We start from the raw sequence: 23704 nt of genomic DNA, 5'->3' as shown, positions 1-23704 counted from the left end.
GGTTGGCACTCAGTCGTCGGTCAGCAGCGAACCTTGCGCAAACACGGCCGGCAATTTCTTGGGCGCCTTGATGCGCAGTTGTTTGTTCACGTTCTCGCGGCCAAACACCACCTCAATGTCCGCCACCGCCACGCCAAACAAAGGCGCCAGGAAGCGCACCATGTGGTCGGTCGCTTTGCCCGCCACGGGCGCCGCTGTGACGCTGATCTTGAGCTGCGTGCCCTTGGGTTTGCCAATGGCGTCTTTGCTGGAACTGGGCTTGCCCAGAATGTTGACCACCAGCACATCGCCCTCCCACACAAAGAATGAGTCACCGGTGGCGTTTCGGATGGGGCCGCGGCTCATTTCCGCCCTTGCGCGGCATGGCGCTGCAGCAGCGCTTGTTCGATTGGGTCTTCAGAGATGAAGTTGGGCATAGCCGTTGATGATAAGACGCGCTTTGATGCCATCTGCTTTGCCAAGTTGTAGGTGCATGCAAGTTGCTGATTTCAACGAGAAATAATCAACTTTTACTCATGGAGTTGCCAACATCTTTGCCAACCGTGCATGCATGCATCCATTTCATGCAGCTGCTTTTTTTGTCTTGGCAACCTTCTTGATTGGGGGGGCGCTCAGGATGTCTTTCTTTGGAGGTGGTCCAACCACTCTGTCCATGCTGATCATGGGAAGCATCACCACACCCCAAGGGCCGCGAGCAGTCATCAGTGCGATTTGTTCGCGAGCGGCGCCAATCAAGGCGGAAGCCGCAGCGAATTGGCGCAGGTACACCGCCATCGCGTCGGTGTGCTCAGGGCTGATGACTTCAAAGTTGGCGTAGGCCTCAATCTGCACCTGGTACAGATTGGCTTGTTGTGCTGCTTCGGACGAAGGGTCTTTTGTGGCAACTTTGAGTCCTGCATTGGCGATTTTTCCGGTCGCATCAAAGTCAAATCCAAAACTGATCTCAAGGTCGTCCAAGTCCAGTTCACGCTCAATCGCTTCAGGCGTCGCGGGCACCATCGCCTTGATGGAAACTTGCGGGAAAAACAGCTCTTTAAGCCGCAAGGGTGAACTTCTCATCGTTTTCTTTCTGGGTGATTGGTTTGAGTTGACTCATGACGCGCATGAAATCAGGGGCTCTTGACGCCATGTCATGCTGAAACGTGCGCTGCTGTCGGAAAACATCGAACCAACGCACGTCAGCGCCCTGGTTCGCAAGATGCAGATGCACTTTGCAGCCAACGGCTTCAGCCAGCTTGGTCAGTGTTTCGATTGACAGATTGGATGGTCCGCGGAACACCTTGGTGATGTAAGCCGGCGAAACGCCCGCGCGCCGGGCAAGTTCGGCATTCGACACACCATGTGCCTGCATGAATGCATTGAGTTCAGCTAAAAATGCCACGGCCAGTTTCTCTGCCTGATAGGCGGGCGTGGACTCCAGCTTGGCGTACAACGCGGCAAAACTTTTTTTGCTCATATCTCTTCTCTCCATTCAACGAGACCCGCTTTTTCAGCCTGCTCGTATTCATTTTTCGCCCTGATGGCTTTGTTCACTTCTTGCCGTGGTGTCTTCTGCGTTTTCTTCAAGAACATATGCGAGCAGATGACCATGCGGCCTGCTGTGCCTTGAAAAAACAGCACTCGCAACTTGCCTGAAATGAACTCGTAAATCTTGTTGTTCGTATCAACCGGGTGGCATTGCGCAAAGTTCAGCGCTTGTGGACCACCTGCAGCGACTTGCTTGAAATATTCCAATATACGGTTTCGTGATGCTGCATAAGCAGCCTCGATTTCTGTGAAATCTTCGATCAGGGAACAGACCAGTGAGCCGTCGCCCTTTTCTTGGACTGCGGCCCCTACATGAAACTTGGCTCGTTGTATCGACAGGATTTTCAAGATGTTAACCCATAGGTTAATGATTGGGTAAAAAGCTTCAGATTGAGATTCCCAAGCTTGGGGTCATTAAACCACTGTTTTTTTATCCAGCTAAAGGGCGTCTCAGATAGCAAACTGAGGCCCAGCGGGTCCACGCACAGCTTGTCGAAAGTCGTTGCTGGCTTTATCCAGCGTTGACGCGCAGGCAGTCGGTGGCCCGCCAGAGCTCGGTTTCGAGCATCCGGAGCTGTTTTTTGTTCATGGTTTGATAATGCTGTCATGGTTTTACCGCTAGCACCCACTTCACCTGCTTCGCCCTCGGTCGTCCTGACCACCCTGAACGCCAAATACATCCACGCCTCGCTCGGCCTGCGTTACCTGCTGGCCAACATGGGTGAGTTGCGGGCGCTCACCGCTTTGCGCGAGTTCACCATCGCCCGCCAGCCGCAGGAGGTGGTGGACGAGTTGCTGGCCACGCTGGGCGCGCCGCAACCGGGCGCGGTGCAGGTCATTGGCTTTGGTGTGTACATCTGGAACGTGACCCAAACCTGCGAGGTGGTGCGCCTGCTCAAAGCGGCCCGCCCTGACATCAAACTGGTGCTGGGCGGCCCCGAGGTCAGCCACGAGGTGGACGAGCAGGACATCGTGCGCTTGGCCGACCATGTGATTACCGGTTGGGGCGACGTGAGTTTTCCCAGGTTGTGCCGTGCTTTGCTGCAGGGGCCGAAGCCGCTGATGAAGGTCATCGCCGGGGAGCAGCCCCCGCTGGAACAGATTGCGCTGCCCTATGCCGAGTACTCCGACGCTGACCTGGCGCACCGCCTGCTGTATGTCGAGGCCTCGCGCGGCTGCCCGTTCAAATGCGAGTTTTGCCTGAGCTCGCTCGACAAAACCGCCTGGGCCTTTGACCTGGAGGCTTTTCTGGCCGAGATGGATGGCCTGTACCAGCGTGGCGCGCGCAACTTCAAGTTTGTGGACCGGACCTTCAACTTGAAGATAGACGCATCCATCCGCATCCTTCAGTTTTTTCTGGACCGGCTCACCCCCGATCTGTTCGTGCACTTCGAGGTCATCCCCGACCAGCTGCCCGACCGGCTGAAGGACATGATTGCGAAGTTTCCGCCCGGCGTGCTGCAGTTTGAGGTGGGCATCCAGAGCTTCAACGTAGATGTGCAACAGCGCATTTCGCGCCGCCAGGATAACGACAAAACCACCGCCAACCTGCGCTGGCTGGTGCAAGAGTCCAACGCCCACCTGCACACCGACCTTATCTTCGGCCTGCCCGGTGAAACGCTGGAAAGTTTTGCCACCGGCTTTGACCGCCTGCACGCCCTGGGCCCGCACGAGATTCAGTTGGGCATCTTGAAGCGCCTGCGCGGCACGCCCATTGCGCGCCACACCGCCGAGTACGGCATGGTCTACGACGCCGGTCCGCCTTACACCGTGCGGCAAACCGGCTCGGTGGACGCGGCCACGATGGAGCGCTTCACCCGCTTTGCGCGCTACTGGGACATGGTCGCCAACTCGGGCCGTTTCAAGCAGACGCTGGCGGTGCTGCTGGGGGGTGGGCGGGGTGACGCGGACGGCCAGACATCCCCCTTTTATGCCTTCCTCGGGTTTGCCGATTGGCTGTGGCGCACCACAGGAAAAACCAGCGGCCTGTCGCCTGAAGCCCTGGTGGACGCGCTGTTTGACTACCTGGGTACCGAGGTCGGCTTGCCTGCCCCCGGCGTTCAGCAAGCCCTGCTGGCCGACTATGTGGCCAGCGGCGCCCGCGCCAGCCCGCGCTCGCTCAAAGGCCTGTTGCCACGCCAAGCAGCACCTCAGGCGCCTGCTGCCAAGACGCTGGCGCAGCGCCAGGAGCGGCATCTGGATCAGGCCCTAAGATAGACCCATGACCACCCCTTCCAGATTCTGGGCCGACCTGACCACCCAGGATTTCGCCCAATTGATCACCAGCGGTGATGCCGCCAACACCATCGCCGTGCTGCCCGTGGCCGCCATTGAGCAGCATGGACCGCACCTGCCGGTGAGCGTGGACACCGTGCTGGTGGAGGGCGTGCTGGCCGCAGCGCTGCCGCATCTGGCGCCGGACCTGAAGGTGCTTTTTCTGCCGACGCAAGCCGTGGGTTTCAGCCCCGAGCACGCGCGCTTTCCCGGCACGCTCACGCTCAAGGCCGAGACGGTGTTGCGCCTGTGGACCGACATTGGCGAGTCGGTGGCAGCGGCAGGCATCAAAAAACTCGTGCTTTTCAATTCGCACGGCGGGCAGGTGAGCGTGATGGACATGGTGGCGCGTGACCTGCGTGCGCGCCTCGACCTGCTGGTTTACAGCGTGAGCTGGTTCAACCTGCCGCTGCGCACAGCCGATGGGCAGGATGTCAACGCCCTGTTTGGCGCCAGCGAACACCGCTTTGGTATCCATGCGGGCGACGTGGAAACCTCCATGATGCTGGCGCTGGACTCCGTGCATGTGGACATGGCGAAAGCCCGAGACTTCCGCTCCAGTTCGCAGGACCGGGCCGAGCAGTTTGAGATCCTGGGCAACGGCAAAAGCGCCAAGCTGGGCTGGCAAATGCAGGACTACAACCCCGCAGGCGCCGTGGGCAACGCGGCAGCCGCCACGGCCACCAAAGGCCGCGCCGTGGTGGACGCTGCTGGCCGAGGCTTGGCCCAACTGCTGACCGAGCTGGATCAGTTGCCGCTCAGCACCCTCGTGCCCCAGCCTGACGCTGGCGCCCGCTAAGAGCGGGCTTTCATTCATCCCATGTTGTTTTCTTATGACTGGCTCGCGCTGGGTGCTGCGGCCTGTTGGGCAATAGGTAGTGTGCTGTCGGTGTCGCCCGCCCGTCATCTGGGGGCTTTTGCCTTCACCCGCTGGCGCATGCTCATGGTGGCGGTCATGTTGTGGTCCATCTCGCTGGCCACGGGCGGGTGGCGCACCATTGCCGGTGATGTGTGGGGCGTCATGGCGCTCAGCGGGTTGGTTGGCATTTTTGTGGGTGACACGGCACTGTTCGCCGCCATGAACCGCTTGGGGCCGCGTCGTGCGGGCGTGCTGTTTGCCACCCACGCCGTGTTCAGTGCCTTGCTGGGGTTTATGCTGCTGGGTGAGCGCATGAGCCCGCAAGCCACGTGGGGCGGCGCGCTGACCGTGGCGGGCGTGATGACGGCCATTGTGTTGGGCCGCCGCAAGGAAGACCGCCACGACTGGGAGGCCGACCGTGGCCACGTGGGTTCAGGGGTTGCGCTGGGGTTGTTGGCCGCCTTGTGCCAAGCGGTGGGATCGCTGATTGTCAAACCCGCCATGAGTGTGGATTTAGACCCCATTGCTGCTTCTGCCGTGCGCGTGTCGGTGGCGTGCAGTGCGCATTTTGTGTTGTTGGGGCTGGGTTTTGGCGCAGCGCGGGCCCATCAGGCGCCCACGCTGCGGGTGCTGGCGCAAACCGCGCTCAATGGCTTTATCGCCATGGGTGTCGGGATGACGCTTATTTTGCTGGCCCTCAAAAAAGGCGACGTGGGCATGGTGGCTATTTTGTCGTCGGTCTCGCCCGTGCTGGTACTGCCTTTGCTGTGGTGGCATCTGGGCCGCGCACCAGCGCCGGGTGCCTGGTTGGGGGCTGCGCTGACGGTGCTGGGGACGGCCCTGATTTTGTTGCGCTAGCCGTCTCTGGTGCCAAGCTAGGTCTGCACCCCTAAAGATTGCTGCGCTGCAACATATTGCTTGCATGTCTGTGGGTTATCCCTATAATTCGTCTCATGCTGCACTGCAACATGAATGGCCTGAAAGGGTTGTTGCGACGTAGCTCTCAATTTACTCAAGGGATTTATATGAACTTCAACGCCGACCAATTCACCGCCTCCAACGCAGCCAACCTGGAAACCCTCAAAGGCCTGACGACTCAGGCTTACGCCGGTTTCGAGAAGCTCGTTGAGCTCAACATGGCTGCGACCAAAGCCCTCGTGGGTGAGTCTTTCAGCCACACACAAGCGGTGTTGGGTGCCAAAGACGCACAACAACTGATGGGTCTGCAATCCGCCCTGGTCCAGCCTTTGGCTGAAAAGACTGCCGCTTACGGCCGTCACGTGTACACGATCGCGACAGAAGCCAGCACCGAGTTCACCAAGGCTGTCGAAGCCAAAGTGGTCGAGTCACAAAAGGCTTTCGCTGACCTGGTGGAAACTGCTACCAAGAACGCACCTGCTGGCTCGGAGTCTGTTGTTGCCATGTTCAAAAGCGCGTTGACCGCCAGCCAAAACGCCATGGAAACTGCCCAAGCATCCGCCAAAAAGGCTGCTGAAGCCGTTGAGACCAACTTCACTGCCGTGGCCAACAAGGCTGTTGCAGCTGCTACTGCTGTCACCAAGGTTTAATACCTTCGCGGTTCTTCAACGCCTCACGGCGTGGAAGCAAAAAAGGCACCCTTGGGTGCCTTTTTTTCGTCTGCTGCGCTATGCTGGCTGCTGGCAAAGGAGAACCGTCATGACAACGACCGGATTTACAGTGACCCATGCGGAGGACGCCGTTTTCCAACGGGGGCTTCGGTCGTTCTTTGAATACCGGGATTTGGGAATCAAGCGGGCGACCGCCGGGCAAATCGACGCGCATGTGATTCGTGCGGCGGGCACCGATTTCTCCAGTCAGCCCCACCTGCACAAAACCACCTTTCAGCTTGTCTATGTTCTCAAAGGATGGATCGAATTTGAATACGAGGGCCAGGGCACTGTCAGGCTCGAGGCCGGGTCCTGCGTCTACCAACCGCCTGAAATCCGTCACCGGGAAGTTGGCCACAGCGACGATGTGGAAATGCTGGAGATCGTGATGCCTGCCGACTTCAAAACGGAAGAGGTGGCGACCGTTCAAGGCTGACGCCCGGTCTGCGGTTCACCGGACTGAGGCGGCCAGGTAGGCCATCAAAATTTCTGTGGGGAACATGGGGCACCTCCGTAGTCAGGTCATTGTCGCCATGCGGGAGGGATCATGCGGAGGTGATCCAGCTGGCGTGGTCCGCGTGGTCGAGGTGCGGCAGGGTGTTGAAGGTTTGCAGCATGTGGCGCTTGGGCGTGAAGGCAAACTCGGTCACGGCGCTGTTGCGGATGCGCAGGTTGAGCTCGATGGTGGTCTCCGGCGTGGTGCCCAGCACGTGGCCCACGGCCGTGGCGATCGGGCCGCCGCTGGAGACGACCAGCACAGGGCCCTCGCTGTGGTGGCGAATGTGGTCCAGCGCGCTGGTCACGCCATGCTGGAACTCGCGGTAGGTGGGCATGCCCTTGGGGCTGATCACGCCGTTCATCCATTGCGTCAGGCCGTCGCGCAGCAGCCGAAAGTGGTGGCGGTACAGCTCGGGGGTGTCGGGTTTCTCAAGCGGGTGGGGGTGGATGGCGGCAATGACGGCCGCGCTGTCGTATTCATTCAGGCCCGGCCACGGCAAGGCGGCCTCTGTGCTGCCCATGCCTTCGCAAATACCGGCATAGGTTTGCTGGTGGCGCAGCAGGGTGCCGGTGAGCACGCTGCCAAACGTCAAACCTTTGCTGCGAAAGTACTCGCCCAGCCGTACGCTTTGCTGGTGGCCCAGCGGGCTCAGGCGGTCGTAGTCATCGGCACCAAACGAGGCCTGGCCGTGGCGCACAAGATAGAGGGTTCCCATGGCTGTAATTTATATCAAATGGGGCTCTGGCCCTTGTCACACGTGCGACCGAAGCTATTTATTTGATAGCAAAAATACTTAGAGGCTGACGGTGCCGTCAATGCAGGTGACTGAGTCACCACCGACCCAGACCTGACCCGCGTCGTCTTGCGCCACATGCACCATCCCGGCGCGGCCCAGGCAGTTGCCCTGGGAGGCGATGTAGGTGCGGGGCGCGTGGCCGTTGGCGATCAGCCACTGCGCTAGGCTGGCGTTGAAACTGCCGGTGACCGGGTCTTCGCCCACGCCGATGTCGGGGGCGAAGCAGCGCACTTCGAGTTCGGGCTCCGCGGTGTCTTCGGTGACGGCGGAGCGGGCGCCAAACGCCCGCGCTTCCCGGTTCGATCTTGCTATCAAATTACTAGCTGCTTGCGCACGTTCCACGGCGGCTACACCCACGCCGGGCACCAAGCCCTTGAGAGCCGCGAAGTCGGGCGTCAATTGCAGCACGGTTGCCGCGCTGTCCAGCAGCAGGCCCAGCCACACCGGGCCGTTGTCCAGCAACTGCGCCGCGATGATCTGATCCACCCGAAGTCCCAGCGCGCTGGCCACCTGCGCCAGCAAGTCGGGGCTGGGTTCGCTGCGCTTGAGCAACGGCGCGGCAAAGGCCAGACGCTGGCCTTCGCGGCGGATCCGGATCAGCCCCTTCTCGCATTCCTGCACGATCTCATCGCCTGCCTTTGGCGCTCCACCGGCTTGCAGCCACGCATGGCAACTGCCCAGCGTGGGGTGGCCGGCAAACGGCAGCTCGCTGGCGGGCGTGAAGATGCGCACCCGGTAGTCGGCCCCGGCCGCCGCACCCGCAGCACTGGGGGAGAGCAGGAAGGTGGTCTCCGACAGGTTGGTCCAGTGCGCGAAATGCTGCATCGCCTGCGTGGACAGGTCGGCGCCGTCCAGCACCACGGCCACCGGGTTGCCGAGGTAAGGCGTGGCGGTGAAGACGTCTACCTGTTTGAAGGGGCGGGTTTTCATGGCGTTCGCTCGGGTGTTCAGGCGGGCAGGGTGGCGGCGTAGGTGCTGATGGCGGTGGCCAGTCCGGCCACGCCGCGGTGGATTTCTTCCACGCTCGGGGTCACAAACGACAGGCGCAGGGTACGCGTATCGCCGTGGTCGGCGTAAAACGGCGCGCCGGGCACAAAGGCCACGTTTTGCTCCACGGCATAGGGCAGCAGGTCCACCGCGCTCATGCCCTTGGGCAGACGGGCCCACAGGAACATGCCGCCGGCCGGGGTGTTCCACGTGAGGGTCGAGTCGGCGTCACCCATCGGCATTTCGCGGGCCAGGGCGTCGAGCATGGCGTCGCGCTGCGACTTGTAGAGGGCGCGGATGGTGGGCACGTGGCGGTCCAGAAAGCCGTCTTTCATGACCTCGGAAATCAGGCGCTGGTTGAAGCCGGGGCTGTGCAGGTCGGCCGCCTGCTTGGCTTGCAGCAACTTGGGGTACACCGCCTTGGGCGCCACGATGAAGCCCAGGCGCAGGCCCGGCGCCAGCACCTTGGAGAACGAGCCCAGGTAGATGCAGCCGTCCGGGTTGCGGGCGGCAAGCGGTGGTGGCGGGGCGGTGTCAAACCACAGGTCGCCGTAGGGGTTGTCTTCCATGATGGGCAGGCCGAGTTCGGCGGCGGTGCTGCTGAGCGCCGCGCGTCCGGCCTCGGTCATGGTGCGGCCGGTGGGGTTCTGGAAGTTGGGCAGGGCGTAGAGAAAACGCGCGCCGGCCGCCTTGGCCCGCAGGTCGGCCATGTCCACGCCGTTGTCGTCGTTGCCCACGCTCACGACCTCGGGCTCCATCGGCATGAAGGCCATCACGGCGCCCAGGTACGTGGGCGACTCGACCAGAATCTTGCTGCCCGCGTCGATCAGGATCTTGGCCACCAGGTCCAGCCCCTGCTGCGAGCCGGTGGTGATCAGCACCTGGGCCGGGTCCACGTTCCACGGCAGCATGGCCGCGACCTGTTCGCGCAGCGGGCCGTAGCCTTCGCTGGCGGCGTATTGCAGCGCGCCTTGCGGGTCGTCGCGCAAGACCTTGGCGCAGGCGGCTTCAAACTCGGCCACGGGGAAGGTTTTGGGGGAGGGCAGGCCACCGGCAAAGCTGATGACGCCGGGCTTTTCCGTGACCTTGAGGATCTCGCGGATCACGGACGGGTTCATTTTGGCGGCGCGTGCGGCCAGTTGCCAGGGGGAGTTTGCAGGGGTGGAGGTGTCCATGAGGTGGTTCCTGAATTTTTATAAAGCGACTGAGGTATCAAGCCGCCGCGCTGACCGGCATTTTCCGGCCAATAAAGACCACGGCGATCACGGCCAGGCCAAAGCCCAGCGTCACCGCATCCAGCGATTCTCCCAGCAAAGGCACGGCAAAGAGCATGGACAGAAAAGGCTGGATCAGTTGTATCTGGCTGACCCGCACCGTGCCGCCCAGCGCCAGGCCGCGGTACCAGGCAAAAAAGCCCAGCCACATGGAGAACACCGCCACGTAGGCAAAGGCAATCCATGCTACTGTTTTAATAGCTGCTTGCGGCCACTCCATCAGGGCTAGCGGCACATTTAGTGGAAAAGACAAGACCAGCGCCCAGCAGATGACGTAGTCCGGCCGCATGCGTTGCGACAGTTGCGCACCCACGCCGTAACCCACGGCAGCGCAGGCCATGGCCAGCAACAGCAGCATGTCGGCCGCGGCCAGGCGCAAGCCGCCCTGCCCCGAGCGCAACACCGCAAACGCCACCACCAGCGCAGTGCCCAGGCCGGCGCACAACCAGAAGCCGTTGGACGGGCGCTGCCGGTGCAGCAGGGCGCCCACCACGGCAGTGGCCAGGGGCAGCACGCCTACAATCACGCTGGCATGCACGGCCTCGACATGGCGCATGGCGATCGACGTGCACAGCGGAAAACCAAACACCACGCCCAGTGCCACGACACACAGTGGGCCCCAGTCGGCCCGGTTCGGCCAGGGCGCCCGGGTGGCGAGCAGGTAGACGGCCGAGAGCAGGGCGGCAATCACCGCGCGCCCCGAGGCAATGAAGATGCCCGACATTTGGGGCGCCTCGGGCGTGCCCACGGCGAGGCGGGTCATGGGCAGCGTGAGCGCAAAAATGGCGACGCCCAAAACGCCCAGCCACAGCCCTTTGCGGATGTCGTGGGTGAGCTTCAAAACGTGCTCATCCAGGCCGCGGTCACCACCAGCACGCCAGCCATCAGGCGGTTGAACCAGCGCAGGCGCAGGGCGGTGTTGTCAGGGCCGTTGAGCCAGTCGCGCAACAGTGAGCCCATGGCGGCGTAGGTGAGGTTGCTGAGCAAGCCAAAGGCCAGCATCACCGGCAGGATGATCGCAAAGCGCTCGGCCGCATCGGCGCGCCCGGCCAGCCAGCCCGCCACCACGGCGAGCGTAAACATCCAGCCCTTGATGTTGACGAACTGCAGCATCACGCCTTGCCAGAAGGTGACCTGGAGTTGTGATGCGTCGGCCTGGCTGAGCGACGTGGAGCGCGCCAGCTTGAAGGCCAGCCACAGCAGGTAGCCAATGCCCACGGCCTGAATGGCGAGACGCAGGGCAGGCCAGGCTGCCACCAGGCCGCCCACGCCACCGGCACACAGGGTGAAGAGCAAGCTCCAGCCCACCGGCACGGAGACCACAAAGCGCAGGGACCGCCGCAGGCCCAGGTTGGCCCCCAGCGCGGTCGACAGGGTGGTGTTGGGCCCCGGCGTGAAGCTGGCCGCGGTCATGAGCACCAGCAGGGCAGAAAATTCGGCGCTGGTCATGGCAATTTTTTGGCGTGTTGCATGGGTTTGACTTTATAGTTGAAACCAACACACTACCAATACAGTTTTCAAGACAATCCGTTCATCTGTATGGCCCCTGTTGGCAGCACAGACGCGCGAGAAAGCGCAACCCATGTTGATCAAGACCGCATCCCAATCTTTAACCGACCAGTTGGCCAGCCGCTTTGCTGAGCGCATCAACAGCCGTTTGCTGGCGCCGGGCACTCGTTTGCCGTCGGTGCGGCAATGCGCCCTGCAGCAGGGCGTGAGCCCCAGCACCGTGGTGGCGGCCTATGACCAGTTGCTGGCGCAAGGACTGGTGGAGGCGCACAAGAACAAAGGGTTTTTTATAAGAAACAGGGCTCTAGCCCAGGAGGGACGTGCGCAAGCAGCTATTAATTCAATAGCATCAGGCGGCGCTGAGCCCGCGCCCACCAGCCGGTTCGAGGCGCAGCATGTGCCGGTCAACGCCACGGCGCTGATCCGGGGCATGTTCCACCGCAGCAGCGACACGCCCCAGCCGGGCATGGGCGTGTTTCCGTCGGACTGGCTGGAGACCACGTTCCTGACCTCGGCTGTGCGTCGGGTGACCAGCCCCAAACAGTTGCAGGCGCTGTCGCTCCAGTACGGCGAGCCCGCGGGGGACATGGGGTTGCGCCGCGCCTTGTCACAAAAATTGATGGGCCTGAACGTGCATGCCACGCCGCAGCAGATCATCACCACCGTGGGCGCCACCCATGCGCTGGACATCGTCAGCCGCACCTTGCTGCGCGCCGGTGACTATGTGATGGTGGAGGAGCCAGGCTGGGCGATTGAGTTTGCGCGGCTGGACGCGCTGGGCATGCGCATTCTGCCGGTGCCCCGGCGGGCTGACGGGCCGGATCTGGCGGTGATGGCGCGTTACTGCGAACTGCACAAGCCCAAGTTGTTTGTGAGCGTGAGCGTGTTTCACAACCCCACGGGTTTCTGCCTCACGCCGGGCAGTGCGCATCGCGTGCTGCAACTGGCCAATGCCCACAACTTTCACATTGTTGAGGACGACACCTACAGCCACATCGCCCCCGAGCACGCCACGCGCCTGTGTGCGCTGGATGGCTTGCAGCGCACGATTTATGTGAGTGGTTTTGCCAAAATTCTGGCGCCGGGCTGGCGGGTGGGTTTCATGGCGGCGCCGCCTGCGTTGTTTGAACGGCTGCTCGATACCAAACTGCTCGCCACGCTGACCACCCCGGCCTTGCTGGAGCAGGCGCTGGCCTGGTGTATTGAGCAAGGGCAGTTGCGCCGCCACGCCGAGCGCATTCGGACTCGGCTGGATCTGGCGCGGGCACGCAGCGTCAAACTCGCGCTGGCTCACGGCTGCACCTTTGCGGCGCCGCCTGCCGGCCTGTTTGGTTGGGTGGACACGGGCGTGGACACCGACGCCTTGGCCCAGCGCATGCTCGATGTGGGTTACCTGCTGGCACCCGGCGCCCTGTTTCACGCCAGCCGCCAGCCGAGCACGCTGATGCGCATCAATTTTGCGACGACGCAGGAGGCCAAGTTCTGGCAGGTTTATTCAAAGATACGCGCTGAGTTGTGAACGCGCGTGGCCTTGGTGGGTGCCGCTGTCACACCAGCAGCAAGCCTTTGGCCGGGTGGGGCTTGGCGTCCCGCAGGGTGCGCAACAAGGCCCGGTTGACCTCCTCAGCGCTCAGCGCATGCGTCTCGCACACGGCACGGGTCGCCGCTGTGTTGGCCGACTCCAGCGCCGTGGCTACCTCCAGGTAGGGCAGGTAGGGGCCAGACTGCGACAGGATGGCGGAGGTGATGCGCGGTGCGAAGGGAATGCGGGTCAGCGCCGCCGTCAGGGGTTCGCCCAGCATCAGGTCAATCTGCGAGAGCAGGCCGCACAGGTAGACGTCACGGCGCAGGTCGTCGCCATCCCCGGCGTCCAGCAGGTGCTCCATCAAACGGGCACGCACCACCATGGCGGCGCGCACCGGCTCCAGGTTCAGGTCGCTGGTGGCATGGGGCAACTGCTCCAGCAGCCAGGTCCGCAGCTTGGAGAGGCCCAGCACCATCAACCCGTGGCGCAGGGAGTCGATCTCGGCGCGCAGTCCCAAGGCGGCCGAGTTGGCGTAGCGCATGAAACGGTAGGCCAAAACAGGCTCTTCGGACAGCACGTGTTCAATGTGCTCCACGGAGTCGTCGGCATCAATGGCCTCGATCAGGTGGACGATGGTGCGGTGCCCGGGCTGGATGCGTTGTTGCCGGTAGCCGTGCAACACGTCCTCCATCGGCCAACCCGCCACGGCCCAGGCGGCCTGTTCGTCCAGGCAGTGTTCGGCGAGCACGCGGCTGGCCACGGCTTCGTACATGTGACCGGCCCGCACGGGGCTGTTCAGCTGGGGAGCGGCACCTGCGTCGGCCCCGTTGTGTTTGCGCAGGGAGATGCGCAGGCCCGCCAGTGCTTCTTCCGCCGTCAGGCTGACCATGTTGCGCTCGAAATACGGGGCCAGTGACGCACTGGGCCGGGTGCCCGGTTCACCGCGCCAGACGAGTTTCATGCCGCGCTGGTTGGCGTCCACCACACGGCGCACCATGGCCTGGTCGCCCAGGGAGTTTTCGTGCACTTCGATCCCGGGACTGCCCTGCGGGGCGTGGGTCAGCAGATCGGCCAACAGGCCCGGCGACTGGGGTGACACCAGCAGTGTCGGTGCCTGCTCTGACCACAGCTCGCCAATCGCGCCCAGCAGATGGCGGGCATCGACCGGTGCGACCTCGTCGGTGCCGACAAACAGTTGCACGCCGCAGAGCTGGCGCAACTGGTTCCACAGCAGCTGGTAGCCCAGCGACACACTGCCAAGAACGGATGAAGTCATGGTGTCAGCCGATGTAGTTGAAGAGTGACAGCTTCTGCACCTGTGCGTACGACTGCAGCGCCGCCTGGTAACCGGTTTGCTGGTTCTGGAAATCCGAGATGCCCTTGACCATGTCCAGGTCCTCGGCGCGTGAGCGGTCGGCTTCCATCTGGATGGAACGCTTGTCCTGGTTGGCGGTGATGCGGTCGGCGCGGTTGAGCAGGTCACCGGCCTGGCCGCGCACGGCGGAGACGCGAGCCATGCCGGTGTCGATGTTGCCCAGCGCCTGGCTGACTGCTTGCGAGGCGGAGGCGTTGGTGGTGGCGCCGCCGATGTCATTGATGGCGTCGTCCAGCACGCTGAACAGGCTGGGGCTGGCATCCACTTTGACCGTGTCGGTCAGCGTCGGCGTGCCGGTGATCGTTAGGGACAGGCCGGGCATTTCAGTCACGGTGAAGCTCTGGCCGGTGGTGTAGGTTCGCGTCCCAGACGACACCGCGGCCCCCGTGGCGCTGTCCACGATGTTGTAGTTCGCCGTGGTGTTGCCTGCGGCCGCAGTGACCGCCGTGAAGCTGATCGCGTAGGACGCACCCGTGGCTGGTGTGGGGGGGCTGAGGGACACCGTGCCGCTTTTCAGCGTGCTCGCTGCACTGCCCATGCTCACGTTGTACACCCCGTCGCGCGCCGACTGAAGCATGAAGGCACTGTCGCCGTCCAAGGTGAATGGAATGGACACTTCACTGGTGGCGGACTGGCCTGGCAGGCCCTGGAAGGTGTAGTCGGGTGCCGTTGTTTGCGGGCCCACAAACGGTGCCAGGGCGCTGCCCAGGGCGCTGAACAGGGGCTGGCCGTTGGTGTCGTTCCGGTTGGACAAGCCAAAGATCTGGTCGCGCAGGCCGGTGAGCTGCAGCGCAATCGTCTTGCGGTCGGCCGCGGTATGGGTTCCATTGCCCGCGCTCACCACCAGTTCCCGAAAACTTTGCAGGGCGTCGGACACATCGCCCAGCGTACTTTCGGCCATAGCCATCGAGTTGCGTTGGGACTCCAGCGCACGTTGGTCGGTGGCAATGCGGCTGATGCGGGTGAGTGCGCGCTCGGCCTGGGCCGCACCGGTCGGGTCGTCGCTGGCGTGCACCACTTTTTTGCCGGAGGTCAGGTTTTCCTGCAGTTTGGAGAGGTTGGACTGCCGGGTCGAGAGGTTGCGGACCGCGTTGTCGTAGGCATTGGCGGAACCGAGCCGGGAGGGCGATGTGGTCATGGTGCGTGCTCCTGTGGGGCGCTGCGTCAGCGGCCCATGCCCTGAATCAGGGTGTCAAAAATGCTTTGTGCAATCTGGATCATCTTGGCCGAGGCCTGGTAGGCCTGCTGGTACTGCAGCAGCTTGGCGGCTTCTTCGTCCAGGTTGACGCCCGAGACGCCAGTGCGGTCTTTTTCCAGGTTGGTGGCGATGGAGCTGGACACTTCGGCGGCGTAATTGGCGCTCTGGGTTCGCACGCCGATCTGCGCAATCAGCCCGGCATAACCATCCGTCAACGCCGCACCGTCAAACAAGGCCATGTCGCGCAAGCCCATCATGGCGCTGGCGTTGCCCGCGTTGAGGTTGCGGTTGGCTGCGGGTTGGGGCTGCACGGTGAAGGTGTCGCCATTGGCCGCGGCGCCCGTCAGCTTCAAGGACCAGCCGGGGGTGGCTGGCGTGGTGACTGGCGCGTAAGTGATGGCCTGGCCGGCAACGTAAGGCTGACCCGTGGCCACGGTGGTGGCGGTGGTGGTGTTGACCAGGTCGTACGTGGTGACGCCCGCGACCACGTTGAATGTGACGCTGAAGGTGTCGCCGCTGCTGGAGGCCACGGTCAGGGCGCTGATGCTGGCCACCGCCAGGGTTCCCTTGTTGGTGCTGCTGGCACTGGCCGCGACCGGGCTGGCCACCGCCAGTGCACGGGGCGTGGAAAACTCCCCGCTGATGTTGCTGGCCGACGTACTGAAGGGTTTGATCAAAAACCGGTCTGCCGCGCCCGGGGTGCCGGTCAACGACAGCTTCAGGCCGTCAATCGTGATGTCCTGGGCGGCAGGCAGTGCCGGCAAGGCAAAGTTGGTGACCGCTTTGTCCGACACCCGGGTGATGGTACCGGTGGCCGGGCTGGTGGCGGGCGAGGAAAAGTTCACCTCGTAGTCGGAGGCCACAAACTTGCTCGCGTCGCTGATGGACAGGGTGAGCGCCGCTGTGCCCGCGTTGAGCGTGGCCGGTGCGACCGGGGGCAACACATTTTTGTTGCTGAACGTGGTGGGGGTGAACAGGTTGCCGCCGGGGTTGCCATCCAGATCAAGCCCCAGCTTGTGCTGGTCGTTCATCGAGGTGCTGATGCCCATGGTGAGGCGGCCCAGAAGATTGCGGCCTTCTGCCAGATCGGTGTTCTGGAACCGCAACAGGCCCGAAACCTCGCCGCCGCCCAGGGTGTTCTCGTCCAGGGTGGTGGATTGCCCGTTGCGCGTGATTGCGAGTTTGCTTTTGAAGGTGTCGCCAAAGTCATCCCGCACGATCGACAGCGGCGCGACTTCAGTGCCCAGCACCAGCGCCTGGCTGCCCCCCACGAACACCCCGACGGTGCCGTCATCGGCCGCGATCTGCGTGGTCTGGATGTATTTGTTCAGGTCACGCACCAACTGGTCACGCTGGTCCAGCAGGTCGTTGGGCGGCTGGCCAGAACCCTGTGCGCGGGCAATCTGCTCATTCACGCCGGCAATGCTTTTGGCCAGGCTGTTGATGGCCGTGACCTTTTGGCTCAGTTCCTGGGTCACGCCTTGTTGCAGGTCGTCCAGGCGTTGGGAAGCGGCGCGCATGCGCGACGCGGTTTCGTCAATGCGGGTCAGGGCGACCGTGCGGGCGGTGAGGTCGGTGGGCGCGCTGGCCACATCTGAAAAGGAATTCAGCATGTCGCTGACCGCCGCGCCGAGTCCGGTGGCACCCCCCTCAAAGATGCCTTCCAGCTGCGTGAGTTTGTCGGCCCGGGTGCTGTCTGCCGCCTGGGTCGAGCCTGCCACGGCTGATTGGCGCGTCAGGAACGCGCTGAAATTACGCTGGATGGTCTGGACATCCACCCCTTTGCCAATGTAACCACCACCTGTGAATTGGCCTTGTGTGGTTTTGAGCACCACCGACTGGCGCGAGTAGCCCGGCGTGTTGACGTTGGCAATGTTGTTGCCCGCGGTTTGAAGCGCCGTCTGGTTGGCGATCAGGGCACGGGTGCCGATGTTGAGGATGCCGCTGCTCATACGCTAGTGGCTCAAGCCTGTGCGCGCTGCAGGCGCTGCGTGGTGTTGATCGCCCGGCTCAGCTTGGAGGCGTAGTCCGGGTCGGTGGCGTAACCGGCTTTTTGCAGGCCTTGCGCAAACGCCATCGCCGATCCGGTTTGCTGGCTGGCCTGGGCGTAGCGGGGCGACTTGGTAATCAGGCGTGCGTAGTCGCGGTAAGAGTCTTCATACGAGTCATAGGCCCGGAACTTGCCCACAGTCTTTTGGGCTACACCGTTGACGTACTCGGTGGTGGTGACTTCCGCCACCTTGCCGGTCCAGCTGCCACCGGCCTTGATGCCGAACAGGTTGTACGAGGGCGCGCCGCCTTTCATCTTGATTTCGTGTTTGCCCCAGCCGGTTTCATGACCGGCTTGTCCCACCATGAAGCTGGCGGGAATGCCGCTGGTTTTTTCCACCTGGGCGGCCGCTTCGCTGTGGCGTTGAACAAAATTGCTTTGGCTCACCGAGGGTGTGCTGGCATTGCCGCCGTAGGCTGCAATCGATGAGGCCTTGCTCAGGGCGCTGATGCGTGGGGTACTGGTTTTGGGGGCTGCATCGGTCGTGCCGTCTGCACCTGCCATCTGGCGCGTCAATTGCTGCGCGATCAGCTCTGACAGTCCGCCGGGCTGGCCGGACATCTGCACCGCAAATTGTTGGTCGAGCAAGTCGGTGCCCAGGTCGCCGCCGGGGCTGTCCATCATGCCGGACTTCATGGTGGCGTCGCGCATGCTTTTGAGCAGCTCACGCATGAACAGCGACTCGAACTGTTTGGCGGCTTCCTTGATGGCTTCAGGCGTTTTTTGTCCCGCCTGCATCTTCAGGTTGTTCAGTGAGCGGGCGTCGGCGGCCAGTGCGCCGGTGCTTGAATTGGTTTGTCCGAAGCTCATGTCAGATCACCTCCAGCTCCGCATTGAGAGCGCCTGCCGCCTTGATGGCCTGCAAAATGGCCAGCAGGTCCTGCGGTGTGGCGCCCAACGCATTCAGGGCGCGTACCACGTCAGACAGCTGGGTCGACGGCGGCAACTGGATCAGCATGCCGGGTTCTTGCCGGATCTGGATGTTGCTCTTTTCGGTCACCACCGTTTGGCCGCCGGTGGACAGGGCGTTGGGCTGGCTGACCATCGGTGTCGTGGTGATGCTGACCGACAGGTTGCCATGCGCAATGGCGCATGAACCGAGTGTGACGGCGCCGTTGAGCACGATGGAGCCGGTGCGTGAATTGATGACGACTTTGGCCGACGGGACGGACGACTCCAGTGGCAGTTCTTCCATCTCGGCTATGAAGGACACCCGTGCATCGGATTCCGTGGGCGCATTGACCCGGATGGTGCGGCCGTCAAGAGCCTTGGCCGATCCTTCGCCAAAGCGCTTGTTGATGGCCTGGGCCACACGGCGTGCGGTTTGAAAGTCAGACGCCTCGAGCCCCAGATTGATGCTGGTGCCTTCAAGCAGGGGCGTGGGCACAACGCGCTCCACCTGGGCGCCGCCGGGAATACGCCCGGCACTCAGGTGGTTGATTTGCACCTTGCTGCCACCCGCTGAGGCCCCCGCGCCGGCGACGATCAGGTTGCCTTGGGCCAGCGCGTAAACCTCGCCATCGGCGCCTTTGAGCGGCGTGGTGATCAGCATGCCGCCCTTGAGCGATTTGGAGTTGCCCATGGACGATACGTTGACGTCAATGGCCTGACCCGGGCGCGCGAAGGCGGGCAGTTGTGCGGTGACCAGCACGGCGGCCACGTTTTTGAGCTGCAGCTGCGCGATGGCTGCTGCAGGCAGGGTGATGCCGAGTTGTTGCAGGTAGTTGGTCAGTCCCTGTGAGGTGTAGGGCATCTGGGAGGTCTGGTCACCTGTGCCGTCCAGCCCCACCACCAGCCCGAAGCCGGTCAGCTGATTGCTGCGCACACCCTCCACGGCCGCCACTTCCTTGATGCGGCTGGCATGAGCCACCCCGACCACCAGCAGGCTGGCGATCAGCCACAGCGCGGCGCGAGGCCAGAAGTGGCGAATCTTGTTTGGTGTGTGGCTGGTGTGCATTGTGGTTACCCCTCGGCACTATTCTCGGCAGCTTTAGAACGGCAGAAAGCTGAAAAAGAACCGTGTTAACCAGCCAACTGTCTGCGCTTCGGCCTGTGCGCCGCGCCCCTTGGACTCGATGCGGGCATTGGCCACCTGGGTGGAATTGACAATGCTGCCGGGCTGTACCACGCGGGGGTCGACCGTGCCGGAGAAGCGCAGCACGTCCACATTCTGGTTGACGCCAATCTGCTTCTCGCCCGTGACGACCATATGCCCGTTGGGCAGGACTTCCACGACGGTGGCTGTGATGGTGCCTGCGAAGGTGTTGGCGCTTTCAGTGCCGCCCTTGCCGGAAAAGTCGTTGGCAGAAGAGGTGGTCACCCCGGCCTTGAGGTTGGCCAGGTCCAGCGGCGACAGCAGCGGAAAGGCGGAGACACTGGTGGCGCCCGAGGTGGTGCGGTTCGCGGTGGATTTGGAGACCTGGCTGGCCGTGATTTTCTCCACAATCTGGATCGTCACGGTGTCGCCAATGGTCCGGGCGCGCTGGTCTTCAAAACCAGGCCGGTAGCTGACCTTGTTGAACAGGCCGCCAGTAGCGGGCCGGTCTGGCAAAGTCGCCACGGCCATGGGCTGCACAGGTTTGGACTCGGGGAAGTCGACCTTGGCGGTTTGCGGCAGGGACTCGCACCCCGCGCAAAGCAGGCCTGCGCCCAGCGCGAGCGCGGTAATTGTCAGGCGCGATTTCACAACTGCCCCAGTTTTTGCAACATCTGGTCCGAGGTCTGGATGGCCTTGGAGTTCATCTCGTAGGCGCGCTGGGTCTGGATCATGGTGACCAGTTCCTGCACCACGTTGACGTTGGAGGTTTCCACAAAACCCTGCATCAGGGAGCCCAGTCCGTTGGCGCCGGGTGTGCCGGTGTTGGGCTGGCCGGAGGCGGGGCTTTCGGCGTACAGGTTCTGACCCTTGGGGTCCAGGCCAGCGGGGTTGATGAAGCTGGCCAGCGCAATGGTGCCAATACCCTGGGGTGATGTGCTGCCCGGAATTTGCGCGGTCACCGTGCCGTCGCCCGCAATCGCCACGCTGGTGGCATTGGCCGGCACGGTCACGCCGTTGGCAATCGGCAGGCCGGTGGCCGTGACCAGGCGCCCTTGTGAGTCCACCTGGAAGGAGCCGTCACGCGTGTAGTTGGTGGTGCCATCGGGCATGGTGACCTGGAAGAAGCCGTTGCCTTGCACGGCCACGTCGAGTTTGTTGCTGGTCTGCTGCAGGTTGCCTTGTGCAAACGAACGGCTGGTGGCCACGGTGCGCACACCCAGTCCCACCTGCAGGCCGGTGGGCAGTTGCGACTGCTCGGCGCTGTTGGAGCCGACCTGGCGCAGGTTTTGGTACATCAGGTCTTCAAACACCGCGTTGGCGCGTTTGAAGCCGGTGGTGGAGACGTTGGCCAGGTTGTTGGAAATGACGTCCAACTGCATTTGCTGGGCTTCCATGCCGGTCTTGGAGATCCACAGGGAGTTGATCATGATGAAGTCCTTCGCTTGTGAGGTGCAGTGAGTGTTGGGCGGCGCGCGTCGGGCTTAGCCCTGCATGCTGAGCAGCTGGCCTGCTGATTTGTCGTTGGCTTCTGCGTTTTGCAGCAGGCGCATCTGGGTCTCGAACTGGCGGGCCGTCTGGATCATGCCGACCATGGTTTCAATGGCGTTCACGTTGGAGCCTTCCAGTACGCCGACTGACAGGCGGGCATTGGCGTCGCTGGTCAAGGGGTCGCCGGAGGTCGACCGGAAGAGGCCGTCGGTGCCGCGTTTCAAGGGGTCATCGCCGGTCGGGGTCACCATCTTCAGTCGCCCAATGCCGCTGGGGGGCTGGTTGCCGACTTTGGCGCTTAAATTGCCGTCAAAACCGATGGACACTTCGGCCCCGGTCGGTACGGTGATGGGCGAGCCGCCGTCGCTCAACACGGTCAAGCCGCTGCTGGTTCGCAGGGAGCCGTCATTGGCAACTTCAAAGGAGCCGTTGCGGGTGTAGGACTCGGTGCCGTCCAGCGCCTGCACGGCAAACCACGAGTTGCCGGTGGTCATGGCGTCCAGGTTGCGGCCGGTGCGCTGTGCCGCGCCGGGGGTCTCCAGATGGCCGGGGGTGGCTTCGAGTGCCATCACGCGGGTGCTGGCGCCATCACCTCGCACCGGCACGGCGCGAAATGTGGAGAGTTCGGCCCGAAAACCGTTGGTGGAAGCATTGGCCAGGTTGTTGGACAGGACGGCCTGGCGGTTGGCCGCTGCATTGGCGCCCGACATGGCGGTGTAGATGAGGTGGTCCATGGCGGGTCCTGTTCAATGACGGGTTAAATGGCGCTAAGGATCAACGCAGGTTGACCAGCGTGGTCATGACCTGGTCCTGGGTCTTGATGGTCTGGGCGTTGGCCTGATAGGCACGCTGGGCCGTCATCATGTTGACCAACTCGGCCGTCAGGTCGACGTTGGACTCTTCGATGGCGCCAGAGGTCAATGCGCCAAATTTGCCCGACCCGGGGGCACCCTGAACGGGTTGACCGGAGGCATACGTTTCAACCCAGTTGCCACCGCCGGTGGGGGTTAGGCCCTGGACATTGCGGAAGTCTGCCAGGGCGAGTTGACCGGCTGCCTGTGTCTGGCCATTGGAATAGCTGGCCGTGATGACGCCGGTGTTGCCAATTTTGAGGCCGGTCAACTCGCCCGGGGCGTAGCCGTCCTGGGTGATGGCAGAGACGGCAAAGGCCGATCCGTATTGGGTGACTTTGCTGACGTCCAGTGTGACCGGAAAAGCAGGCACGATGCTGGGTGGTTTGGGCGTCAATGTCATGGTGCCAACAGTGGAGCTCGCGAGGCCGCCGTTGGCGTTGAACACCATCGAGCCAACAGGTGCACCAGCAGGGTCCTGGTAGACCGCCCATTCGTCCGTCCCCGCCGTTGTGGGGGTGACTTTGCTGAAATACAGGTTGACGGGAAGGGCCACCCCTTGAGAGTCATAGGTCGTCAAAGAGGTGCCGTAGGTGGTGGCAATGGGGCTCACCACCGGCAGAATAGTCGCACGTGCGTCCAGATTGAATTCGGCCGCAATGGCGCTTGTCTGGTTGGCGCTGATCGGGGCGTTGGTGGGCAGTTTCAGGGCCTGGATGGTGCTGCTGGTCTGCACGCCGTTGATGTCGGTGGGGTAGCCCATCACGTTGGCTCCGGCGTTCGTGACGACATTGCCCACCTTGTCCAGCTTGAACTGGCCATTTCGGGTGTAGGCCATCGATTTGTCTGGCATGGTCAGCTCAAAAAATCCGCCGCCATTGATTGCGACATCCAGATCGTTGCCCGTGATCGTGATGTTGCCTTGCGAGAACTGCTGGGAAATTGAACCGACATCAACCCCGATCCCACCCGAGTTGCCGCCCGCTACGCCAATGGAGGATGAGACGAGGTCCGCAAACTCGGTACGTGAAGATTTCATGCCTACGGTATTGGCGTTGGCGATGTTGTTGCCAATGACGTCCAGATTGCGACTGGCGGAGTTCAATCCGGAGAGACCTGTTTGAAAAGACATGATGTGTTCCTTCTGCGTTGCGTTGTTGTTTAGAGAATGGCCTTGACGCTGTCGTAGGCCACTGCACTGCGTCCCTGCAGTTGGACGGTCATGGCCCCGTTTTCACTGCCCACCGAGACGACCGTATCGCGTGCCAGTGAGGTGGTTTCAACGGTCTTCCCAGCCAGCGTGGCGGTCACTCTGAAGCTGGGTTCGCCCGTGCCCTGGTAGCTGCTTGAATCCCAGTTGAATGCTTGGCGGCCGACCTCCTGCGGACCCAGGTTGATCGTGTCCAGAACCTGGCCACCTGGCGAAAGAATGTCGACTTTGACGGTGTCGGCCTTGCCCGAAAAATCAATGGCGCCGCTGGCAACACCGTCGCTGCGGGTCAGGGTGTTGCTGGCGACCAGCACGTTGTGACCAACCATGGACGAGCCCTGCAGCACCTGCAGCGAGGTGAATTGTGTCGCCATGCTTTTGAGCGTGTCGTTGACCTGCTGGATGCCCGTGACCGTGTTGATCTGCGCCATCTGGCTGGTCATCTGCGCGTTGTCCATCGGGTTCATCGGGTCCTGGTTGTTGAGCTGCGCCACCAGCAGCTTCAAAAACCGGTCCTGTGACGCTGTGGTGTCGGTGGCGGACGTCGACGTGCTGGACGTTGTCGCGGCTGCGGTGGATGATGAGACGGCGGAAGTAGCAGAAAGCATGGGAAGGT

26 protein-coding genes are annotated in these 23704 nt (G+C 62.7%); 6 read left to right on the top strand and 20 right to left on the bottom strand.

Features of this window, described 5'->3' with window-relative positions; translation table 11 throughout:
• Positions 1-9: 9 nt before the first annotated feature.
• From AC097N_RS15290 to AC097N_RS15270, 5 genes are all read right to left on the bottom strand, one after another.
• Positions 10-345 (bottom strand): DUF167 domain-containing protein, encoded by a 336-nt coding sequence (locus tag AC097N_RS15290; RefSeq protein ID WP_479582419.1) that lies wholly within the window; start codon positions 343-345, stop codon positions 10-12.
• A gap of 216 nt (positions 346-561) precedes the next feature.
• Entirely contained in the window at positions 562-1059 is a 498-nt protein-coding gene (locus AC097N_RS15285) for a hypothetical protein (protein ID WP_479582417.1), read from the bottom strand.
• Positions 1034-1456, bottom strand: coding sequence for a helix-turn-helix domain-containing protein (locus AC097N_RS15280; protein ID WP_479582415.1), 423 nt, complete (start codon positions 1454-1456; stop codon positions 1034-1036). The genes AC097N_RS15285 and AC097N_RS15280 overlap by 26 nt, the downstream gene beginning before the upstream one ends.
• Positions 1453-1875, bottom strand: coding sequence for a type II toxin-antitoxin system RelE/ParE family toxin (locus AC097N_RS15275; RefSeq protein ID WP_479582413.1), 423 nt, complete (start codon positions 1873-1875; stop codon positions 1453-1455). Before AC097N_RS15275 ends, AC097N_RS15280 begins: the two co-directional genes overlap by 4 nt.
• Positions 1872-2135: a hypothetical protein gene (locus AC097N_RS15270; RefSeq protein WP_479582411.1), complete on the bottom strand. Its 264-nt coding sequence runs from the start codon at positions 2133-2135 to the stop codon at positions 1872-1874. The genes AC097N_RS15275 and AC097N_RS15270 overlap by 4 nt, the downstream gene beginning before the upstream one ends.
• Here AC097N_RS15270 and AC097N_RS15265 point away from each other — a divergent pair.
• The 5 genes from AC097N_RS15265 to AC097N_RS15245 all read left to right on the top strand — a co-directional run bounded on the left by AC097N_RS15265 (position 2134) and on the right by AC097N_RS15245 (position 6724).
• Positions 2134-3744 carry a B12-binding domain-containing radical SAM protein gene (locus AC097N_RS15265; RefSeq protein ID WP_479582409.1) on the top strand — a complete coding sequence of 537 codons (1611 nt, stop codon included), beginning with the start codon at positions 2134-2136 and terminating at the stop codon, positions 3742-3744. The genes AC097N_RS15270 and AC097N_RS15265 overlap by 2 nt on opposite strands.
• Before the next feature lie 4 nt (positions 3745-3748).
• Positions 3749-4600 (top strand): creatininase family protein, encoded by an 852-nt coding sequence (locus AC097N_RS15260; RefSeq protein WP_479582407.1) that lies wholly within the window; start codon positions 3749-3751, stop codon positions 4598-4600.
• A 21-nt stretch (positions 4601-4621) separates the two neighbouring features.
• The gene (locus AC097N_RS15255) at positions 4622-5518 is read left to right on the top strand and encodes a DMT family transporter (RefSeq protein ID WP_479582405.1); all 897 of its coding nucleotides are present in this window, start codon (positions 4622-4624) and stop codon (positions 5516-5518) included.
• Between the two features lie 167 nt (positions 5519-5685).
• Positions 5686-6228 (top strand): phasin family protein, encoded by a 543-nt coding sequence (locus tag AC097N_RS15250; protein WP_479582403.1) that lies wholly within the window; start codon positions 5686-5688, stop codon positions 6226-6228.
• Positions 6229-6337: 109 nt separating this feature from the next.
• A complete protein-coding gene (locus AC097N_RS15245) occupies positions 6338-6724 on the top strand; it encodes a cupin domain-containing protein (protein WP_479582401.1) in 387 nt (128 codons plus the stop codon).
• A 109-nt stretch (positions 6725-6833) separates the two neighbouring features.
• Here AC097N_RS15245 and AC097N_RS15240 read toward each other — a convergent pair whose 3' ends face one another.
• The 5 genes from AC097N_RS15240 to AC097N_RS15220 all read right to left on the bottom strand — a co-directional run bounded on the left by AC097N_RS15240 (position 6834) and on the right by AC097N_RS15220 (position 11293).
• Complete coding sequence (locus AC097N_RS15240; RefSeq protein WP_479582399.1) at positions 6834-7502, bottom strand: histidine phosphatase family protein; 669 nt, start codon at positions 7500-7502, stop codon at positions 6834-6836.
• A gap of 78 nt (positions 7503-7580) precedes the next feature.
• Positions 7581-8513 carry a PhzF family phenazine biosynthesis protein gene (locus AC097N_RS15235; protein WP_479582397.1) on the bottom strand — a complete coding sequence of 311 codons (933 nt, stop codon included), beginning with the start codon at positions 8511-8513 and terminating at the stop codon, positions 7581-7583.
• Between the two features lie 17 nt (positions 8514-8530).
• Positions 8531-9745 carry an aminotransferase-like domain-containing protein gene (locus AC097N_RS15230; protein WP_479582395.1) on the bottom strand — a complete coding sequence of 405 codons (1215 nt, stop codon included), beginning with the start codon at positions 9743-9745 and terminating at the stop codon, positions 8531-8533.
• A gap of 37 nt (positions 9746-9782) precedes the next feature.
• Positions 9783-10685 (bottom strand): DMT family transporter, encoded by a 903-nt coding sequence (locus AC097N_RS15225; protein WP_479582393.1) that lies wholly within the window; start codon positions 10683-10685, stop codon positions 9783-9785.
• Positions 10682-11293, bottom strand: coding sequence for a LysE family translocator (locus AC097N_RS15220; RefSeq protein ID WP_479582390.1), 612 nt, complete (start codon positions 11291-11293; stop codon positions 10682-10684). The genes AC097N_RS15225 and AC097N_RS15220 overlap by 4 nt, the downstream gene beginning before the upstream one ends.
• A gap of 133 nt (positions 11294-11426) precedes the next feature.
• Between AC097N_RS15220 and AC097N_RS15215 the strand changes: the two genes are divergently transcribed.
• Positions 11427-12872, top strand: coding sequence for an aminotransferase-like domain-containing protein (locus AC097N_RS15215; RefSeq protein ID WP_479582387.1), 1446 nt, complete (start codon positions 11427-11429; stop codon positions 12870-12872).
• Between the two features lie 28 nt (positions 12873-12900).
• On the opposite strand, the gene AC097N_RS15210 is transcribed toward AC097N_RS15215, so the two are convergent.
• Genes AC097N_RS15210 through AC097N_RS15165 form a run of 10 tightly spaced genes read right to left on the bottom strand, consistent with a single transcriptional unit; the run spans position 12901 to position 23696 of the window.
• Entirely contained in the window at positions 12901-14154 is a 1254-nt protein-coding gene (locus AC097N_RS15210; RefSeq protein ID WP_479582386.1) for an HDOD domain-containing protein, read from the bottom strand.
• A 4-nt stretch (positions 14155-14158) separates the two neighbouring features.
• Positions 14159-15391, bottom strand: a complete 1233-nt coding sequence (flgL, locus tag AC097N_RS15205) for a flagellar hook-associated protein FlgL (protein WP_479582383.1) — start codon at positions 15389-15391, stop codon at positions 14159-14161.
• 26 nt (positions 15392-15417) lie between these two features.
• Complete coding sequence (gene flgK, locus AC097N_RS15200; RefSeq protein WP_479582381.1) at positions 15418-17403, bottom strand: flagellar hook-associated protein FlgK; 1986 nt, start codon at positions 17401-17403, stop codon at positions 15418-15420.
• Between the two features lie 11 nt (positions 17404-17414).
• Entirely contained in the window at positions 17415-18311 is an 897-nt protein-coding gene (gene flgJ, locus AC097N_RS15195) for a flagellar assembly peptidoglycan hydrolase FlgJ (protein ID WP_479582379.1), read from the bottom strand.
• 1 nt (position 18312) lies between these two features.
• Positions 18313-19458, bottom strand: a complete 1146-nt coding sequence (locus AC097N_RS15190; protein WP_479582376.1) for a flagellar basal body P-ring protein FlgI — start codon at positions 19456-19458, stop codon at positions 18313-18315.
• A gap of 33 nt (positions 19459-19491) precedes the next feature.
• Positions 19492-20187 carry a flagellar basal body L-ring protein FlgH gene (locus AC097N_RS15185; protein ID WP_479582374.1) on the bottom strand — a complete coding sequence of 232 codons (696 nt, stop codon included), beginning with the start codon at positions 20185-20187 and terminating at the stop codon, positions 19492-19494.
• On the bottom strand, positions 20184-20966 hold the full coding sequence (flgG, locus tag AC097N_RS15180) for a flagellar basal-body rod protein FlgG (protein ID WP_479582372.1): 783 nt from the start codon (positions 20964-20966) through the stop codon (positions 20184-20186). The genes AC097N_RS15185 and flgG overlap by 4 nt, the downstream gene beginning before the upstream one ends.
• Before the next feature lie 54 nt (positions 20967-21020).
• Positions 21021-21761 (bottom strand): flagellar basal body rod protein FlgF, encoded by a 741-nt coding sequence (locus AC097N_RS15175; RefSeq protein ID WP_479582370.1) that lies wholly within the window; start codon positions 21759-21761, stop codon positions 21021-21023.
• Between the two features lie 40 nt (positions 21762-21801).
• Positions 21802-23010 carry a flagellar hook protein FlgE gene (flgE, locus tag AC097N_RS15170; RefSeq protein ID WP_479582367.1) on the bottom strand — a complete coding sequence of 403 codons (1209 nt, stop codon included), beginning with the start codon at positions 23008-23010 and terminating at the stop codon, positions 21802-21804.
• Positions 23011-23039: 29 nt separating this feature from the next.
• Positions 23040-23696 carry a flagellar hook assembly protein FlgD gene (locus AC097N_RS15165; protein WP_479582365.1) on the bottom strand — a complete coding sequence of 219 codons (657 nt, stop codon included), beginning with the start codon at positions 23694-23696 and terminating at the stop codon, positions 23040-23042.
• Between the last annotated feature and the right edge of the window lie 8 nt (positions 23697-23704).

Source organism: Rhodoferax sp. LS1R11 (assembly GCF_056521395.1).
The sequence above is the reverse complement of the archived record's forward strand: the minus strand, read 5'-3'. Positions and strand labels throughout refer to the sequence as shown.

What these genes read in the sequence shown, in the direction of transcription:
- AC097N_RS15245 (WP_479582401.1), top strand. Translation starts at nt 6,338, where the DNA reads ATGACAACGACCGGATTTACAGTGACCCATGCGGAGGACGCCGTTTTC.
- AC097N_RS15260 (WP_479582407.1), top strand. Translation starts at nt 3,749, where the DNA reads ATGACCACCCCTTCCAGATTCTGGGCCGACCTGACCACCCAGGATTTC.
- AC097N_RS15285 (WP_479582417.1), bottom strand. Translation starts at nt 1,059, where the DNA reads ATGAGAAGTTCACCCTTGCGGCTTAAAGAGCTGTTTTTCCCGCAAGTT.
- AC097N_RS15255 (WP_479582405.1), top strand. Translation starts at nt 4,622, where the DNA reads ATGTTGTTTTCTTATGACTGGCTCGCGCTGGGTGCTGCGGCCTGTTGG.
- AC097N_RS15165 (WP_479582365.1), bottom strand. Translation starts at nt 23,696, where the DNA reads ATGCTTTCTGCTACTTCCGCCGTCTCATCATCCACCGCAGCCGCGACA.
- AC097N_RS15235 (WP_479582397.1), bottom strand. Translation starts at nt 8,513, where the DNA reads ATGAAAACCCGCCCCTTCAAACAGGTAGACGTCTTCACCGCCACGCCT.
- flgE (WP_479582367.1), bottom strand. Translation starts at nt 23,010, where the DNA reads ATGTCTTTTCAAACAGGTCTCTCCGGATTGAACTCCGCCAGTCGCAAT.
- AC097N_RS15215 (WP_479582387.1), top strand. Translation starts at nt 11,427, where the DNA reads ATGTTGATCAAGACCGCATCCCAATCTTTAACCGACCAGTTGGCCAGC.
- AC097N_RS15250 (WP_479582403.1), top strand. Translation starts at nt 5,686, where the DNA reads ATGAACTTCAACGCCGACCAATTCACCGCCTCCAACGCAGCCAACCTG.
- AC097N_RS15270 (WP_479582411.1), bottom strand. Translation starts at nt 2,135, where the DNA reads ATGACAGCATTATCAAACCATGAACAAAAAACAGCTCCGGATGCTCGA.
- AC097N_RS15175 (WP_479582370.1), bottom strand. Translation starts at nt 21,761, where the DNA reads ATGGACCACCTCATCTACACCGCCATGTCGGGCGCCAATGCAGCGGCC.
- AC097N_RS15190 (WP_479582376.1), bottom strand. Translation starts at nt 19,458, where the DNA reads ATGCACACCAGCCACACACCAAACAAGATTCGCCACTTCTGGCCTCGC.
- AC097N_RS15210 (WP_479582386.1), bottom strand. Translation starts at nt 14,154, where the DNA reads ATGACTTCATCCGTTCTTGGCAGTGTGTCGCTGGGCTACCAGCTGCTG.
- AC097N_RS15230 (WP_479582395.1), bottom strand. Translation starts at nt 9,745, where the DNA reads ATGGACACCTCCACCCCTGCAAACTCCCCCTGGCAACTGGCCGCACGC.
- AC097N_RS15265 (WP_479582409.1), top strand. Translation starts at nt 2,134, where the DNA reads ATGGTTTTACCGCTAGCACCCACTTCACCTGCTTCGCCCTCGGTCGTC.
- AC097N_RS15280 (WP_479582415.1), bottom strand. Translation starts at nt 1,456, where the DNA reads ATGAGCAAAAAAAGTTTTGCCGCGTTGTACGCCAAGCTGGAGTCCACG.
- AC097N_RS15240 (WP_479582399.1), bottom strand. Translation starts at nt 7,502, where the DNA reads ATGGGAACCCTCTATCTTGTGCGCCACGGCCAGGCCTCGTTTGGTGCC.
- flgG (WP_479582372.1), bottom strand. Translation starts at nt 20,966, where the DNA reads ATGATCAACTCCCTGTGGATCTCCAAGACCGGCATGGAAGCCCAGCAA.
- flgL (WP_479582383.1), bottom strand. Translation starts at nt 15,391, where the DNA reads ATGACCACATCGCCCTCCCGGCTCGGTTCCGCCAATGCCTACGACAAC.
- flgK (WP_479582381.1), bottom strand. Translation starts at nt 17,403, where the DNA reads ATGAGCAGCGGCATCCTCAACATCGGCACCCGTGCCCTGATCGCCAAC.
- AC097N_RS15220 (WP_479582390.1), bottom strand. Translation starts at nt 11,293, where the DNA reads ATGACCAGCGCCGAATTTTCTGCCCTGCTGGTGCTCATGACCGCGGCC.
- flgJ (WP_479582379.1), bottom strand. Translation starts at nt 18,311, where the DNA reads ATGAGCTTCGGACAAACCAATTCAAGCACCGGCGCACTGGCCGCCGAC.
- AC097N_RS15290 (WP_479582419.1), bottom strand. Translation starts at nt 345, where the DNA reads ATGAGCCGCGGCCCCATCCGAAACGCCACCGGTGACTCATTCTTTGTG.